Genomic DNA, 253 nt, shown 5'->3' with positions numbered 1-253 from the left:
GGGGATTGATAAGAAGATCGACCTGCTGGCGCCCTCCTCAATTGCGCCTATTCAGACTCTGAAGACTGAGCATCTGGGCAGTCGCAACCCGCGCCTGCACACAGATGAAGTGCTGATTGCCCTGTCTGTGTCGGCTGATACTGATCCGAACGCTGCGAAGGCGTTGGAGTATCTCAAACAGTTGCGCGGATGCCAGGTTCACACCACCACGATTCTGGGATCCGTGGATGAAGGAATTTTCCGCAATCTCGAC

Annotated in this window: 1 protein-coding gene; it reads left to right on the top strand. The window is 54.9% G+C overall.

Translation table 11 applies throughout. From position 1 onward, the window contains the following. Window positions 1-253 (top strand): DUF1846 family C-terminal domain-containing protein (locus tag QP381_RS09255; protein ID WP_285068733.1); only part of this gene is annotated, 253 nt, incomplete at both ends.

The sequence above is a fragment of the Pauljensenia sp. UMB6358 genome, assembly GCF_030216865.1.
In the GTDB taxonomy this organism is placed as follows: Bacteria; Actinomycetota; Actinomycetes; order Actinomycetales; family Actinomycetaceae; genus Pauljensenia; species Pauljensenia turicensis_A.
Note: the sequence above shows the minus strand (reverse complement) of the source record. Positions and strands in the feature narration are given on the sequence as shown.